Origin of the sequence: Micromonospora sp. NPDC049900 (assembly GCF_044461025.1) — a bacterium.
Lineage (GTDB): Bacteria > Actinomycetota > Actinomycetes > Mycobacteriales > Micromonosporaceae > Micromonospora.
In genome coordinates, this window is record NZ_JBITKM010000002.1 from 128044 (window position 1) to 142667 (window position 14624).

General features: G+C 73.4%; 12 protein-coding genes. 7 read left to right on the top strand and 5 right to left on the bottom strand.

The window, feature by feature from the left end:
- The first annotated feature begins 65 nt into the window (after nt 1-65).
- Nucleotides 66-824 (top strand): serine hydrolase, encoded by a 759-nt coding sequence (locus ACIBMZ_RS05140; protein WP_396691245.1) that lies wholly within the window; start codon nt 66-68, stop codon nt 822-824.
- A 53-nt stretch (nt 825-877) separates the two neighbouring features.
- Nucleotides 878-2026: an MBL fold metallo-hydrolase gene (locus ACIBMZ_RS05145; RefSeq protein ID WP_396691247.1), complete on the top strand. Its 1149-nt coding sequence runs from the start codon at nt 878-880 to the stop codon at nt 2024-2026.
- Between the two features lie 82 nt (nt 2027-2108).
- On the opposite strand, the gene ACIBMZ_RS05150 is transcribed toward ACIBMZ_RS05145, so the two are convergent.
- On the bottom strand, nt 2109-3620 hold the full coding sequence (locus ACIBMZ_RS05150; protein WP_396691249.1) for a deoxyguanosinetriphosphate triphosphohydrolase family protein: 1512 nt from the start codon (nt 3618-3620) through the stop codon (nt 2109-2111).
- Nucleotides 3621-3682: 62 nt separating this feature from the next.
- On the opposite strand from ACIBMZ_RS05150, the gene ACIBMZ_RS05155 reads away from it, so the two are divergent.
- Complete coding sequence (locus ACIBMZ_RS05155; protein ID WP_396691250.1) at nt 3683-6103, top strand: Tex family protein; 2421 nt, start codon at nt 3683-3685, stop codon at nt 6101-6103.
- 35 nt (nt 6104-6138) lie between these two features.
- A complete protein-coding gene (locus tag ACIBMZ_RS05160) occupies nt 6139-6567 on the top strand; it encodes a hypothetical protein (protein ID WP_396691252.1) in 429 nt (142 codons plus the stop codon).
- A gap of 26 nt (nt 6568-6593) precedes the next feature.
- Here the strand turns inward: ACIBMZ_RS05160 and ACIBMZ_RS05165 are convergent, their stop codons facing one another.
- The 3 genes from ACIBMZ_RS05165 to ACIBMZ_RS05175 are packed head-to-tail and all read right to left on the bottom strand — an operon-like array spanning nt 6594 to nt 9432.
- A complete protein-coding gene (locus tag ACIBMZ_RS05165; protein WP_396691254.1) occupies nt 6594-7841 on the bottom strand; it encodes a glycosyltransferase family 4 protein in 1248 nt (415 codons plus the stop codon).
- A complete protein-coding gene (locus ACIBMZ_RS05170) occupies nt 7838-8767 on the bottom strand; it encodes an NAD-dependent epimerase/dehydratase family protein (RefSeq protein WP_396691256.1) in 930 nt (309 codons plus the stop codon). The genes ACIBMZ_RS05165 and ACIBMZ_RS05170 overlap by 4 nt, the downstream gene beginning before the upstream one ends.
- Complete coding sequence (locus ACIBMZ_RS05175; RefSeq protein ID WP_396691873.1) at nt 8764-9432, bottom strand: sugar transferase; 669 nt, start codon at nt 9430-9432, stop codon at nt 8764-8766. The genes ACIBMZ_RS05170 and ACIBMZ_RS05175 overlap by 4 nt, the downstream gene beginning before the upstream one ends.
- Before the next feature lie 314 nt (nt 9433-9746).
- Between ACIBMZ_RS05175 and ACIBMZ_RS05180 the strand changes: the two genes are divergently transcribed.
- The 3 genes from ACIBMZ_RS05180 to ACIBMZ_RS05190 all read left to right on the top strand — a co-directional run bounded on the left by ACIBMZ_RS05180 (nt 9747) and on the right by ACIBMZ_RS05190 (nt 13309).
- Nucleotides 9747-10790, top strand: a complete 1044-nt coding sequence (locus ACIBMZ_RS05180) for a polysaccharide biosynthesis protein (protein ID WP_396691258.1) — start codon at nt 9747-9749, stop codon at nt 10788-10790.
- On the top strand, nt 10787-11818 hold the full coding sequence (locus tag ACIBMZ_RS05185) for a dTDP-4-dehydrorhamnose reductase family protein (RefSeq protein WP_396691260.1): 1032 nt from the start codon (nt 10787-10789) through the stop codon (nt 11816-11818). Before ACIBMZ_RS05180 ends, ACIBMZ_RS05185 begins: the two co-directional genes overlap by 4 nt.
- 72 nt (nt 11819-11890) lie before the next feature.
- Nucleotides 11891-13309 (top strand): O-antigen ligase family protein, encoded by a 1419-nt coding sequence (locus ACIBMZ_RS05190; protein WP_396691262.1) that lies wholly within the window; start codon nt 11891-11893, stop codon nt 13307-13309.
- Between the two features lie 67 nt (nt 13310-13376).
- Here the strand turns inward: ACIBMZ_RS05190 and ACIBMZ_RS05195 are convergent, their stop codons facing one another.
- A complete protein-coding gene (locus ACIBMZ_RS05195) occupies nt 13377-14621 on the bottom strand; it encodes a glycosyltransferase (RefSeq protein WP_396691264.1) in 1245 nt (414 codons plus the stop codon).
- Nucleotides 14622-14624: the final 3 nt, after the last annotated feature.

A 14624-nucleotide genomic window follows, 5' to 3' on the forward strand; every position in this document is an offset into this window, starting at 1 on the left:
CCCGGGCCGGCGGCGACTGGCAGGCGTACCTGAGTCTCGCCGGGCCGGACGGCCCGCTGGTCGCGGTGGACGAGTCGGCGGACCGCCGGGTCGAGGCGTACAGCGTCAACAAGATCGCGGTGGCGACGGCGGTGCTGGACACGGTCGACCGGGGGTTGCTCGCCCTCGACCGTCAGGTCGAGGTGACCGCCGAGCTCGCGACTCCGGACAGCGACGGCATCTTCGGGTTGGCCGGCGCCTATCCCAGCCGGGTGACGCTGGGACACGTGCTGGCGAACCTGCTGACCGTCTCCGACGACGTCGCGGTGCGGCTGTGCGCGCAGGTCTGCCCGGCCGCCGAGGTCAACCGGATCGTGGCGGCGAAGGGCTTCCCGGGCACGTCTGTGCAGCCGGTGCCCGACTCGCCCCGGTACCACCTCGGCACCAGCACGGCCCGCGAGACGCACGACCTGCTGCGGGCGCTCGTCGGCGGCACCCTGCTCTCCCCCGCCTCGACGGAGTTCGTGCTGCGGATGCTGCGTTCGCCGGTGGCGTTCACCGACGGGGTGCGACGCACCATGTCGTCGGCCGAGCGGGCGCGGATCGCCACCAAGGCCGGCTGGTTCCGCGACGCCCGGCACGAGGCCGGGGTGATCTTCGACACGGCCGGGGCGCCCCGACTGACGTACGCCTTCTTCGCCGCCGGTCAACCCGGGGCGGACGACTTCGGCGCCACCCACCCCGCTGTGCAGGCCCGGGCCCGGTTGGGTCGGCGGTTGCTGGACCTGACCGACCGGCTGGCGACCGGCGAGCCGCGCCCACACGGCTGCGGCAACCAGGGTTGAACCGGGCGGTCAGGGCTACCGTGGACTGCGGGGATCAGCAGAGGGGGGCAACCATGCGAGCACCGAAGGAGCCGACGGGACGAGTCGCCGGCCGACGGATCGGTGGATCGGTGGTCGGGGTGGCCGCGTTGGCCGGACTAGCCGGACTGGCGTGGGCGGCCCGGGGCGTACCGGCCGCGCTCGGTGGCCGCCTGACCGGGGCGCGGGCGGAGCGGGCGGCCCGGTCGCCGCAGTTCCGCGACGGGACGTTCCACAACCGGACGAGCACCCGGACGGCGCCCAATCCGGACAGCAACCTGTTCCGCGAGATGATCTTCGGTAAGCAGCAGCGTCGACCGACCCGGGCCGTGCCGCTGGTGCGGTCGACGCCCGCGCCGGACGTCGACCGGGCCCGCGAGCTGAACCTCGTCTGGTACGGCCACGCCTCCACGCTGATCGAGATCGAGGGTCGCCGGGTGCTGGTCGACCCGGTCTGGAGCGACAGGTGCTCGCCGTCGGACGCGGTCGGTCCGCGTCGACTGCACGAACCGCCGGTACGCCTCGACGAGCTGCCGCAGCTCGACGCGATCCTGATCTCCCACGACCACTACGACCACCTGGACATGGCCACGGTGCGGGAGTTGACCGCCCGGCAGTCGGCGCCGTTCCTGGTGCCGCTCGGGGTCGGCGCGCACCTCGACCGGTGGGGGGTGCCGGCGCACCGGGTGATCGAGCTGGACTGGTCGCAGACGCACCGGGTGGCCGACCTGGAGATCACCTGCACGGCCGCGCAGCACTTCTCCGGCCGGGGGCTGCGGCGCAACGGCACGCTGTGGAGTTCGTGGGTGGTCGCCGGTCGGCAGCGGAAGGTCTACTACACCGGGGACTCCGGCTACTTCGACGGGTACGCCGAGATCGGGGCGGCGTACGGGCCGTTCGACGCGACGCTGGTGCAGATCGGCGCGTACGACCGGGCCTGGCCGGGGATCCACATGTTCCCGGAGGAGGGCGTCGCCGCCCACCTGGATCTGCGCGGCGGGCTGTTCGTGCCGGTGCACTGGGCGACGTTCAACCTCGCCATGCACGACTGGTCCGAGCCGGTGGACCGGCTCTGGGCCGAGGCCAAGGCCCGCGACGTCCGGCTGGCGGTGCCCCGGCCCGGCGAGCGGGTCGTGGTGGACGACCCGCCGCCGGTCGACGGCTGGTGGCAGACGGTCGCCTGAGCTCCTCGGTGTTAGGAGGGGGCCCTTCCTATGCCGTAGGCGTTAGGAAGGTGCCCTTCCTTTCACCGCACCCGCCGCGCGGTCAGAGGACGAAGGCGTCGGTCCAGAGGGCGCCGGAGCGGCCGGACAGGGCGTCCAGCATCGCCACCGCCTGCCCGTCGGTGAGCTGGGCGACGAAGTCCACGATGGCGCGGCCACGCGCCTTGCCGAGCCGGTCCGGGGTACGCGGGTGCAGCTCCGCCTCGGCCAACTCCACCAGGTCGTGCAGCCGTCGGGGCAGACGGGACTCCTCCTCCGGGTCGAGCAGCCACTCCAGCAACGCCTCGACCAGGGTGCCGAGCAGGCGGGCCTGGCCCCGCTGGTGCAGGGCCAGGTCGGGGCGGGCCAGCACGAAGCGGTGGTGGACGAACTTGAGCACCTGCACCTCGTGCCACTGCGCCGGGGCCAGCAGCACGTGCCCGGAGCGCATGCCGGGCTGCTCGACCACGGTGATCGCGTCCACGAAGCGGGTGGTCCACCGGGCGGAGAACCGGGCGACGTACTGTTCTGCCTCGATGGAGCCGTCGAAGGGTACCGCCAGCAGGCCCTCGACCAGCTCCTCCCGGACGTGTTCGACGGCCGCCGCGAAGGCGTCGTCGTCGGCGATCCAGGCGTCCTTGCGGTGCAGTTGGCGGCGCAGCCGCTCGATCGCCGAACCGGGCCGGCGGGCCGAGGTCTGCAACGCCGCGTCGGTGATCGCCCGGAGGCTGCCGCCCTCCCGCTGCCAGGCCATCAGCTCGGCGGCGACGGCACCCTGCTGGAGCACCCCGACGCGATAGAAGTCCTCCACGTCGTGGATGGCGTAGGCGACGTCGTCGGCGGTGTCCATCACCGACGCCTCGACGGTCTGCTGCCAGTCGGCGATCCGCCCGGCGAACGGCGCACGCGCCTGCCGCAGGTCCTCCAGCTCGGTGCGGTACGCCCCGAACTTGGCCGAGCCGCTGTCCGGGTCGTCCGGCGGCGGGGTGGCACCGCGCGGCGGCGGGTCCATCAGGCGCGGGTGCGGGTCCGGGTGGTCGAGCCGGGTCCACGGGTACTTCAGCATCGCCGCCCGGACCGCCGCGGTCAGGTCCAGGCCGGTGGTGGCCGCGCCCCGGATCTCGGTCGAGGTGACGATCCGGTACGACTGGGCGTTGCCCTCGAAGCCGTCGGTGAGGCCGAGCCGGTGCCGGGCCAGCCGGTCCAGCACCCGTTCGCCCAGGTGCCCGAAGGGCGGGTGACCGAGGTCGTGGGCGAGCGCGGCGGCCTCCACCACGTCCGGGTCGCAGCCGCCCAGCTTCTCCACCAGGTCACGTTGCCACCCGTCGGCGGTGAGCCGTTCCGCGATCGCGCGGGCCACCTGTGCGACCTTGAGGCTGTGCGTGAGCCGATTGTGCACCAGCAGACCGGACCCGCCGGGACTGACCACCTGGGTGACTCCGCCCAGGCGGGTGAAGAACGGCGAGCCGACGATGCGGTCCCGGTCCGCGCGGAACGGGCTGGTCGCGAGGTCGCCGAGGGTGCGGGCGCTGCCGCCGAACAGGCGTCGGGCGCGCGGCTCCACAGGTGGTTCCATGATCGCCACGGTAGCCCGGCAGAATGCACCACGGAACCCACACCCGAAGGCGGAGCGACATCGTGACCCTCTCTGTTCATCAGCGCATCGCCGAGGAACTCGGCGTCGCCGAGCGCCAGGTACGCGCGGCCGTGGATCTGCTCGACGGCGGTGCGACGGTGCCGTTCATCGCGCGGTACCGCAAGGAGGCCACCGGGCTGCTCGACGACACCCAGCTTCGTACGCTCGAGGAGCGGCTGCGCTACCTGCGGGAGCTGGACGAGCGGCGGGCGGCGGTGCTGGAGTCGATCCGCTCCCAGGGCAAGCTGGACGAGGCCCTGGAAGCGCAGATCATGGCGGCCGACTCGAAGTCCCGCCTGGAGGACATCTATCTGCCGTACAAGCCGAAGCGGCGGACCCGGGCGCAGATCGCCCGCGAGGCGGGGCTGGAGCCGCTGGCCGACACGCTGCTCGGCGACCCGACGCGGGACCCCCGGGAGACCGCCGCCGGCTACGTCGACGCGGACAAGGGGGTGGCCGACGCCGCCGCCGCGCTGGACGGGGCGCGGGCCATCCTGATCGAGCGGTTCGCCGAGGACGCCGACCTGATCGGCACGCTGCGCGAGCAGATGTGGTCGCGGGGCCGGCTGGTGGCCCGGGTCCGCGAGGGACAGGAGTCGGCCGGCGCGAAGTTCGCCGACTACTTCGACTTCGCCGAGCCGTACCCGAAGCTGCCCTCGCACCGCATCCTGGCGATGTTCCGGGGCGAGAAGGAGGGCGTGCTCGACCTGACCATGGACCCGGAGACCGACGGCGACGCCGACACGGTCACCGGCCCGACCCGGTACGAGGCGGCGATCGCCGGCCGGTTCGGCGTCGGCGACCAGGGGCGGCCCGCGGACCGGTGGCTGGCCGACACGGTGCGCTGGGCGTGGCGTACCCGGATCCTCATCCACCTCGGCGCGGACCTGCGGATGCGGTTGTGGCAGGCGGCCGAGGAGGAGGCCGTCCGGGTCTTCGCCACCAACCTGCGTGACCTGCTGCTGGCCGCGCCGGCCGGGGCCCGGCCGACGATGGGGCTGGACCCGGGGCTGCGGACCGGGGTGAAGGTGGCGGTGGTGGACGCCACCGGCAAGGTGGTCGCCACCGACACGATCTACCCGCACGAGCCGCGCCGACAGTGGGACGCCTCGATCGAGACGCTGGCCCGGCTCGCCGGGGCGCACCAGGTGGAGCTGGTGGCGATCGGCAACGGTACGGCCAGCCGGGAGACCGACAAGCTCGCCGGTGACCTGATCAAGCGCTTCCCGCAGCTCGGGTTGACCAAGGTGATGGTCTCCGAGGCGGGTGCCTCTGTCTACTCCGCCTCCGCGTACGCGGCGCAGGAGCTGCCCGGGATGGACGTGTCGCTGCGTGGCGCGGTCTCCATCGCCCGCCGGTTGCAGGACCCGCTCGCCGAGCTGGTGAAGATCGACCCGAAATCCATCGGCGTCGGGCAGTACCAGCACGACCTGTCGGAGGTGAAGCTCTCCCGGTCGCTGGACACGGTGGTGGAGGACTGCGTCAACGGCGTCGGGGTGGACGTGAACACCGCGTCCGCGCCGCTGCTGACCCGGGTCTCCGGGATCGGCGCCGGGCTGGCCGAGAACATCGTGCTGCACCGGGACGCCAACGGGCCGTTCCGCAGCCGCTCCGACCTGCGCAAGGTGCCCCGACTCGGGCCGAAGGCGTTCGAGCAGTGCGCCGGCTTCCTGCGTATCCCCGACGGCGACGACCCGCTGGACTCCTCCAGCGTGCACCCCGAGGCGTACCCGGTGGTGCGCCGGATCCTGGCCAGCACCGGACAGGATCTGCGGACGCTGATCGGCCGGTCGGCGATCCTGCGCGGCCTGCGGGCCACCGACTTCGTCGACGACACGTTCGGTCTGCCGACGGTCACCGACATCCTCGCCGAGTTGGAGAAGCCGGGGCGCGACCCGCGTCCGGAGTTCAAGACCGCCACCTTCGTCGAGGGCGTCGAGAAGATCGGCGACCTGACCCCGGGGATGGTGCTGGAGGGCGTGGTCACCAACGTGGCGGCCTTCGGCGCCTTCGTCGACGTCGGGGTGCACCAGGACGGTCTGGTGCACGTGTCGGCGATGTCGCGCACCTTCGTCAAGGACCCGCGCGAGGTGGTGAAGTCCGGCGACGTGGTCAAGGTGAAGGTGCTGGACGTGGACGTACCGCGCAAGCGCATCTCGCTGACGCTGCGGCTGGACGACGACGCGGAGGCCGCCCGCGGCGGTCCGCGGGAGCGCGGTGGCCGGGAGAACCAGGGCGGTCGGGAGAACCGGGGCGGCCGGGACGGCGGCGGGCAGGGCGGTGCCGGGCAGGGCGGACGCGGCGGCGGTCGCGGAGACCGGGGCGGGCAGCGCGGCGGGCCGCAGCAGCGGCAGGGCCGGGGCCCGGCCGGGCCGGCGAACGACGCGATGGCCGAGGCGTTGCGTCGCGCCGGACTGGCCTGAGCCCCTCCCCGGGTGAGCGGCGTACGGTGAGCGCCATGGCGGGCGACGAGGACTGGCGGGAGCAGCGACGGCGGGCGGTGCACGCGCACGCCGAGGCCGAGTCCCGGGCCCGGGCCGTGGAGCAGGCCGCGGCGACGGAGCTGGTGCAGCGCTTCGTCGCCGACGCGACCGCGCGCGGGCTGCGCACCGAGCGGCTGCGGGTGACGTCCTACGACGGGCGGCACCGCTACCGCACCGGCCTGACCGGCTGGTACGTCGACCGGGCGCGCTCGCGGGCGGTCGACGCCCGGGGGAACTTCTATCTGCTGACCGTGCCGAACAGCGTGCGTGCGCTGCTGTTCGGCGCGGTCTGCCCGCCGGTCCCGCCGCCGCTGGTGGTCGGCCGGGGCGGCCGGGACGGCGAGTCCCTGCCGCTGGCGGAGCTGCTCGACCGGCGCCTGGACGCCGGTGACGACTGGCCCTGACGCCCTCGACGCGGGCCCTGACGCCCTCAGCGTCGGTGGACGTCGACCACCTCGGACAGCGCCTGCTCCACCCGATGAGCACCGGCGGCCACCGAGAAGACCCGCTGGTAGTGCAGCCGACCGGCCTGCCCGAGCAGGTCGAGCTTCTCCCGGCCGAGGTCGCAGAGTTCGCGCAGCGCGGCGGCGATCGAGTCGGGGTCACCGGGCCGGGCGGTGATCCCGGCCCCGCTGTCGCGGGCCACGTCGGCGGCGTCCCCCTCGGCGGCCACCAGCAGGGCCCGTCCGGCGGCCAGGGTGGCCTGCACCTTGCTCGGCATGGTGTACGCCGACATGCCGCCGGGCCGAAGGCTCACGTAGTGCGCGTCGCCGGTCGCCATCAACGCGGGCATCCGTTCCCGGGGCAGTTGCCCGAGGAAGCGCACGTTGGCCGCGCCCGACTCCTCGGCCCGACGGCGCAGCCGTTCCTCGGTGGTGCCGGAGCCCGCGATCACGCAGACCAGCCGGGGGTCGGCCACCCTTGCGCAGGCGTCCACGAGCGAGTCGAGCCCCTGTGCCTCGCCGAGCGCACCGGCGTACACCAGGACCACCTGGTCGGGGCGCACGCCCAGCTCCGCGCGCAGGTCACCGGCGCGGGGCCGGGGTGTCTCGTCCGCCCACATCGGGATGTGCACCAGCTTCTCCCGGGGCACGCCCCGACCGGCGAGCAGGTCGACGGCGCCGGGCGAGACGCAGGCGACCCGGGCGGCGCTGCGGTACATCGCGCCGCACCAGCCGGCCATGCCCCGCTCAACGGTCCGGGACAGCCGCCCGGTCCCGAGGAATCCGCTGGCCACCACGCTGTCCGGCCAGAGGTCGAGGACGTGCAGCAGCACCGGCACCCGGTGGGCGTACCGGGTGAACCACATCGGCAGCGCGACGCTGATCGGCGAGTTACCCACCCAGAGCGCGTCCAGCCCCCGCAGCACCGGCGTGCCGGAGGTCAACGCGGAGACGGCGAAGGAGCCGTAGTTGGCGACCCGACGCAGCGCGGAACGGTCGTGGCTGGGATAGAGCGCGACCCGCCGGATCCGGGTCGCGCCGACGGTCTCGTCCCGGCGGCGGGCCATCCGGTAGCCGGGGGCCAGTCGCCCGGTCGGGTAGTTGGGGAAGCCGGTGAGCACCTGCACCTCGTGCCCCCGTCCGGCGAGGGCGGTGGCGAGCATCCCGGGCAGGGCGGCCGGGCCGGGCTCCGGGTCGAACCATTGCGTGAGCAGGCCGATCCGCATGCGCCTCATCCCGTCTCCAGTGGGGCCAACGGGCGTACCGGCGGCACGGCGCCGTCGGTGCGCCACAGCGCGGTCAGCGACTCGCGCAGGTCGTACGCGGGTGCCCAGCCGAGCACCCGCCCGGCACGTGTGGTGTCCGCGCACATCCACGGCACGGTGGCGGAGCGCCCGGCGTCGGCGGCGAACCCGCCGTCGCGGACGTCGCCGGTGAACCCGGCCACCTCGGCCAGCAGCCGGACCACGTCGCGGACGGCCACCGCCCGGCCGCTGCCGACGTTGACCACCCGGTCGGCCGTGGGCGCGCTGCGCACCGCCGCCAGCACCGCCGACGCCACGTCCCGCACGTCGACGAAGTCGCGGTACGTGTCGTGCAGTCCCAGCGCGATGCCATCGTCCCCGGCGGCGCGGGCCGACCTGATCAGCGCGGTGACCCGGCCGAGCACGTTGCCCGCCGGGATGCCCGGCCCGACCGGGTTGAAGACCCGCAGCACGACCGTGTCGACCCGGCCCGCCGTACCGGCCAGCTCCGCCAGCCGGGTCGCGGTCAGGTGGCTGAGCCCGTACTCGTTGACCGGCGCGCACGGATGGTCCTCGGTCACCGCGAGGCCGTACGGGACGGCGCCGTACTCGGCGGCCGACCCGATCCGGACCAGTCGGGCCGTCGGCACCGCCTCCGCCATCGCCTCGACGAGCTTGGCGGTGGCCAGCACGTGCGCGCGGACGAAGTCGTACCCGGAGCCGACGATCCGGCCCGCGGCGACCACCACCGCGTCGGGCCGTTCCCGGGACAGCAACGCGATCAGCGCGGGAAGGTCGATGCGGACCAGGTCGCAGGCCGACCGGTCGGGTGCCCGGACGTCGGCGTGCGCGGCGAGCAGCGCCCCGACGTGCCGTCCGAGGAACCCGCCGGCGCCGAGCAGCAGCACCCGGTTCATCGGCGGTACGCGGGATCCGCCTCGGCGACCGTCGACTGCCCTGGATTGCCGGTGAACTCGTGCCAGGTGGCCGCACCCGGCGCGGAGATGCCCTGGCGGCTGGCGACCACCCAGACGGTGGCCAGCACGATCTTCAGGTCCAGCAGGAGCGAGCGCCGGTCGACGTACTCGACGTCGTGGGCGAACTTGACCTGCCACTCCAGCGCGTTGCGGCCCCGGACCTGCGCCAGCCCGGTGATGCCGGGCCGTACGTCGTGGCGGCGGGCCTGTTCCGGGCTGTAGAGGTCGAGGTACTGCACCAGGTGCGGGCGGGGACCGACGACGCTCATCTCGCCCCGCAGCACGTTCCAGAACTCGGGCAGCTCGTCCAGGCTGCTGGCTCGCAGCCAGCGGCCGACCCGGGTCAGGCGCTGCGCGTCGGTGACCAGTCCCCGGTCCGGGTCGGGGTGCCGCATGGTCCGGAACTTGACCATCTCGAACAGCTCGCCGTGCAGGCCGGGCCGCTTGTGCCGGAACAGCACCGGCCGACCGTGCGCGATCAGCACCACGAGGGCCACCAGGGCCATCAGCGGTGCGCCCAGGACCAGGACGAGGAGGGCGCCCACGACGTCGAGCAGCCGCTTCCACCGATCGTACGGTCGCCAGGTGGCCGGATCCTCGGCGATCCCGCGCGGACCCCTCGCCGCGCCGGCAGCCCCGGCACGCGTGTGCGTCGCATGGAGAGCAACTTTTGACATGCGATACGCATATCATTCTCCGCTGCGCCGGATCGCGCTTTCACATTTCGTGGCGCACTGTTCGGACCGTACGGTGGAATGAATTTCGCTCACCTGTCACCTACACGCGGACAATCCGAATGAGACTCCTTTTTCAATTCAGGAAAGCCGTCCCGGATCAGTTCGTGAATCGGTATGTTCGCCGGTGGACGCCGTCCCGACGGCATCGCGGAACACTCGACAGGGAACAGGCAGGGCCAGATGTGATTTCCTCGCTAACGGATCGGCGATTTCTGATTACCGGTGGCACCGGATCATTCGGCCAGACGATGGTTTCCCGGCTGCTCGACGCCGGGGCCACCGAGGTGCGGGTCCTCAGCCGCGACGAGTCCAAGCAGGACGCGATGCGACACCGCCTGCGCGACGACCGGGTCCGCTACTACGTGGGCGACGTCCGTGACTACGACAGCGTGCTCAGGGCCGCGCGGGGCATGGAGTTCGTCTTCCACGCCGCCGCGCTCAAGCAGGTCCCGTCCTGCGAGTTCTTCCCGCTGGAGGCGCTGCGCACGAACGTGCTCGGGAGCGCCAACGTCGTCGAGGCCTGCGAACGGGTCGGGGTCGAGACGCTGGTGCTGCTCAGCACCGACAAGGCGGTCTACCCGGTGAACGCGATGGGGATGACCAAGGCGCTGATGGAGAAGGTGGCCCAGGCGCACGCCCGGAACAACCCGCAGGCCCGGACCCGGGTCTGCTGCGTGCGCTACGGCAACGTCATGTACTCGCGCGGCTCGGTCATCCCGCTGTTCATCGAGCAGATCCGCCGGGGCGCGCTGCCGACCGTCACCGAGCCGTCGATGACCCGTTTCCTGATGTCGCTGGCGCAGTCGGTCGACCTGGTCGAGCACGCGTTCCGCGACGGGCAGCCGGGCGACGTGTTCATCCGCAAGGCCGACGCCTGCACCATCGGCGACCTGGCCACCGCCCTGTGCAACCTGTTCGGGGTGCCCGCCAAGTTCGACGTGCTCGGCATCCGGCACGGGGAGAAGCTCTACGAGACCCTGGCCAGCCGGGAGGAGCTCGCGCACGCCGAGGACCTGGGCGAGTTCCTCCGGGTGCCGGTGGACAGCCGCGACCTGAACTACGCCCTCTACTTCGAGGAGGGCAACGTCGAGCGGGGCGCGTTGGCCGACTTCCACTCGCACAACGCGCGCCGGCTCTCCGTACCGGAGATCGAGACGCTGTTGCGGACCCTGCCCGAGGTACGGGCGCAGCTCGACGTCGCGGCGGCTGCCGCCGTGCCCGCATGACCGAGCGGCGCGGCGCCGACCCGGGTGTGGGCGGCGGCACGACCGATCGGGTGCCCCGGCGGCGCGACCAGGCCGACGCCGCACACCCCGGCCGACAGGGCGGTGAGTCGGGCTCGTCGCGCCCGGCCACCCGGCGGGTACTCGTCGTCGGGGTCACCGGCATGCTCGGTCACGCCGTCCTGCGCGAACTGAGCGCCGATCCCGACCTGGACGTGCACGGCCTGGCCCGGCGGATCGACGACGAGGCGGGGTGGTTCCCGGCGCACCTGCGCGACCGGATCACCACGGGCGTCGACGCCACCCGGTTCGCCGAGGTCCGCCGCTTCCTCGACCTGCTTCGGCCGGACGTGGTGATCAACTGTGTGGGTGTGATCAAGCAGCGGCCGGACGTGCAGGAGGCGGTGCCGACCGTCACGCTCAACGCGCTCCTGCCGCACCTGCTCGCCGCCGCCTGCGCCGATCTCGGCGGCCGGCTGGTGCACGTCAGCACCGACTGTGTCTTCTCCGGTCGACGGGGCGACTACGCCGAGGACGACCTGCCCGACCCACCCGACCTGTACGGGCGGTCCAAACTGCTCGGTGAGGCGACCGGACCGTCGGCGCTCACCCTGCGCACCTCGATCGTCGGCCACGAGTTGACCTCGCACCGTTCCCTGGTGGACTGGTTCCTCGCCCAGCGGGGTCAGGTCCGGGGCTTCACCCGGGCCGTCTACACCGGCGTGACCACCGTCGAGTTCGCCCGCCTGCTGCGCACCGTGGTGCTGCCGCGCGAGGACCTGACCGGGCTCTACCACGTCGCGGCCGATCCGATCACCAAGCACGACCTGCTGCGGCTGGTCGCCGAGGTGTACGGCTGGCCCGGTGAGCTGGTGCCGGACGACGGTTTCGTCTGCGACCGCTCGATGCGGGCCGACGCCCTCGCCCAGGCCACCGGCTACCGGCCGCCGGACTGGCCGGAGATGGTCCGGGCCATGCACGCGGCCCGGGCCCGCTGGACCGACGCGGACCGGCCCGGCATCCGGGTCTGACGGCGGACGAGGACGACGACCCGCCGGGCCGCGTGGTAGGCGGGCCGGCCGCGAGGCGGAGGACAGCACGTGATGAACCGTTTGGCCGAGTGGGGCGTCGTCGCGGGGGCGGCGGCGCTGGTCGTGGTCACCACCCTCGTCGCGGTCGACGCCCCGCTGGTCGCGATCGGGCTGACCCTGCTGCTCCTGTTGGTCGCCCTGGTCCGCCGGGTGGACGGGTGGCGGTGGTTGCTGGGGCTGACCACCGCGCTGCTGGTCTGCGCCTCGTCGGACCTGCCCGCCCTGGTCGAGGTGAGCTTCTATCCGCGCTACGCCGCGGTCGCCGCCCTGGTGGTGTGGGGGCTGTGCCGGCCGGTCCGGGTCCCGGTCCGGCTCGCGCCGTGGACCGGTGTCCTCGTCGCCGCGCTCTGGTCGGTCGCCGGGCTCGCCACGCTCAGCACCGTCTGGTCGGTGGTCCCGATGGAGACCTTCCAGCGTGGGGTGGCCCTGGTGCTGCTGGCCGCCCTGGTGCACGTGCTGGTGCGGCGGCGGTGGTCCGAGCGTACGGTGATGCTCGCCGACCTGCGGACGGTGTACCTGGTCCTCAGCGTGTCCGCCCTGGTCAGCCTCGGGTACGGGGTCAGCGGCGGCGTGCTGACCGCCGCGCTGGCCAGCAGCCAGCGGTTCCAGGGCATCTACAACAACCCGAACATGCTCGGCATCGTGTGCGCCCTGGCCATCCCGCTGGGCTGGGCGGTGTACCAGCAGTTCCGCCGACCCGTGCTGCTGCTCGGCGTCCTGCCGGCCGGTGTCTGTCTGCTGCTGTCGCAGTCCCGGACCGGCATCGTCGCCGTCCTGGTCGGTGCCGCCTGGGTCCTGCTGCGGCACGGGTTCGGGCCGGTGGTCCGGGCCGCCACGGCGGTGACCGCCACGCTGCTGGTGGCGCACCTGTTCAACCTGCTGCCGGTCATCTTCTCGGCACCGTGGATGCAGCGGGTCGTGCTGCGCTTCACCGATCCGGAGGGCGCCGACCTGTCCAACGGCCGCACCGAGATGTGGCAGGCCACCGTCGACCTGTGGTGGCAGAACCGGCCCACGCTGGGTTTCGGGTACGCGTCCCGCAACCACCTGTTCGAACTCGCCAGCTACGACGAGTTCTTCGGCGCGGGCGTCAGCGTGGTGCACAACAGCTACCTGCAACTGCTGCTGGAGCTGGGGCTCACCGCCGTCGTCCCGCTGGTGGCGCTGCTGCTGGCCGCCGGGCGCGGCGCGCTGCGCGCACCGGTGCGCGGGGCCAACTCGGGCCTGGTCTGGCTGGTGGTCAGCGGCGTGCTGGTGCAGTTGACCGAGTCGGCCATCTTCGGCACCGGGCAGCCCTACCCGTACGTGTTCTGGCTCGCGGTCGCCGCCCTGCTGCACCGGCCCACCGCCGACCCGGACGAGAAGGCCGGGGTCACCGAGGGCGTACGCACCCGGCCGGGTCGTCGGGCACCCGTCGGGCTGCCCGGCTGAGACCGGCCGCCCGTACGCGACGGATCTCCTCCGGCCGCACCGGGCAGGCGCGGGAACGCCGGTCGCGTCAGCGCCGGGCGGCGGTCAGGAACGCGGTGACCCGGGCCTGCCAGGCCCGGTGGTCGAACGACTCACGGGCCCGGGACAGGGCGGCCCGGCTCATCGCCGCCCACTCCTCGTCCCGCAGGCGCAGCGCCCGCTCGATCCCGCGTCGGACGTCGTCCGGGCCGTTGCCGTCGAGCACCAGGCCCTCGACGCCGTCGTGCACGTGAGCGGCCAGGTCGCTGGTGTGGTTGAGCAGCACCGGGCAACCGGCGGCGAGGCTCTCCGGCACCTTGGACGGGAAGCCGTGCGCGGCGTACCCCCCGGTGGGCCGGACCAGCATCGAGAAGTGCGCGCCGCCGAGCAGCGTGAGCACGGTGTCGCGGGGCACCCGGCCGAGGAAGGTCACCTCGGCCGCCACCTCGTCCAGCAGCGCCGGGTCCAGGTCCGACCCGGTGGCGGCCTGCTCGCGGGTGATGCCCGCGATGGTCAGGCTGACCCGTCGCTGATCGGCCGGGGCGAGCCGGCTGATGCCGCGCACGATCACGTCGAGCATGTCCTTGCGGCCGGGGGTGCCGGCGTAGACCAGCCGCAGCCCGTCGACCAGCGACGGTGTCCGGGGCGGCGCGAACTCGGCGCAGTCCACCTGCGGCGGCACCACCAGCACGTCGAGGCCGTACGCGGCGAGGTGCTCGGCGAGTGCGCCGGTCACCGCCGTGGCCCGGTGCACCAGCCGGGTGGCCAGGAAGGTCGACCAGCGGTGCCGCACGAAGTACGGGGTGAGCCAGCCGTGCGCGAACTGGTGCCGGTCGTGGCGTTCGCTGGCGTCGACCACCACCGGGGCGCGCAGCGCGAGCCGCAGCACCGCCCAGTTGCCGAGCGTCATCATCGCCATCGGCAGCAGCACCACGCCGATCTCGTCGCGGTCCACGCCCGCACGGCGCAGGGCGCGCAGCACGCGTACCGGTCGGGCCAGGCGGGCCGCCATCCGGGTGAGCCGGTTGCCGCCCCGCACGCGCAGCGTGACCAGGTCGATGCCGGCGAGGTCGCCGAACTCGCCGGGGAAGGGGACCTCGCAGGGCCAGTCGTTGACCACCAGGGTCCGCTCCCCCTCGGGCGCGGCGCTGCGGGCGAGTTGCCGCAGCCGGTTGGAGGTGGCGTCGCCGTACGGGAAGGCGTACGCGCCGACGAGCAGCGGCCGGGCCGGGCGTACCCGGATCGTCGACCGACGGCGCTGCTCCGGGCCGCGTACCAGGGTGCTGTCGTTCATCTC

What these genes read in the sequence shown, in the direction of transcription:
- ACIBMZ_RS05145 (WP_396691247.1), top strand. Translation starts at nt 878, where the DNA reads ATGCGAGCACCGAAGGAGCCGACGGGACGAGTCGCCGGCCGACGGATC.
- ACIBMZ_RS05150 (WP_396691249.1), bottom strand. Translation starts at nt 3,620, where the DNA reads ATGGAACCACCTGTGGAGCCGCGCGCCCGACGCCTGTTCGGCGGCAGC.
- ACIBMZ_RS05160 (WP_396691252.1), top strand. Translation starts at nt 6,139, where the DNA reads ATGGCGGGCGACGAGGACTGGCGGGAGCAGCGACGGCGGGCGGTGCAC.
- ACIBMZ_RS05165 (WP_396691254.1), bottom strand. Translation starts at nt 7,841, where the DNA reads ATGAGGCGCATGCGGATCGGCCTGCTCACGCAATGGTTCGACCCGGAG.
- ACIBMZ_RS05170 (WP_396691256.1), bottom strand. Translation starts at nt 8,767, where the DNA reads ATGAACCGGGTGCTGCTGCTCGGCGCCGGCGGGTTCCTCGGACGGCAC.
- ACIBMZ_RS05185 (WP_396691260.1), top strand. Translation starts at nt 10,787, where the DNA reads ATGACCGAGCGGCGCGGCGCCGACCCGGGTGTGGGCGGCGGCACGACC.
- ACIBMZ_RS05190 (WP_396691262.1), top strand. Translation starts at nt 11,891, where the DNA reads ATGAACCGTTTGGCCGAGTGGGGCGTCGTCGCGGGGGCGGCGGCGCTG.
- ACIBMZ_RS05195 (WP_396691264.1), bottom strand. Translation starts at nt 14,621, where the DNA reads ATGAACGACAGCACCCTGGTACGCGGCCCGGAGCAGCGCCGTCGGTCG.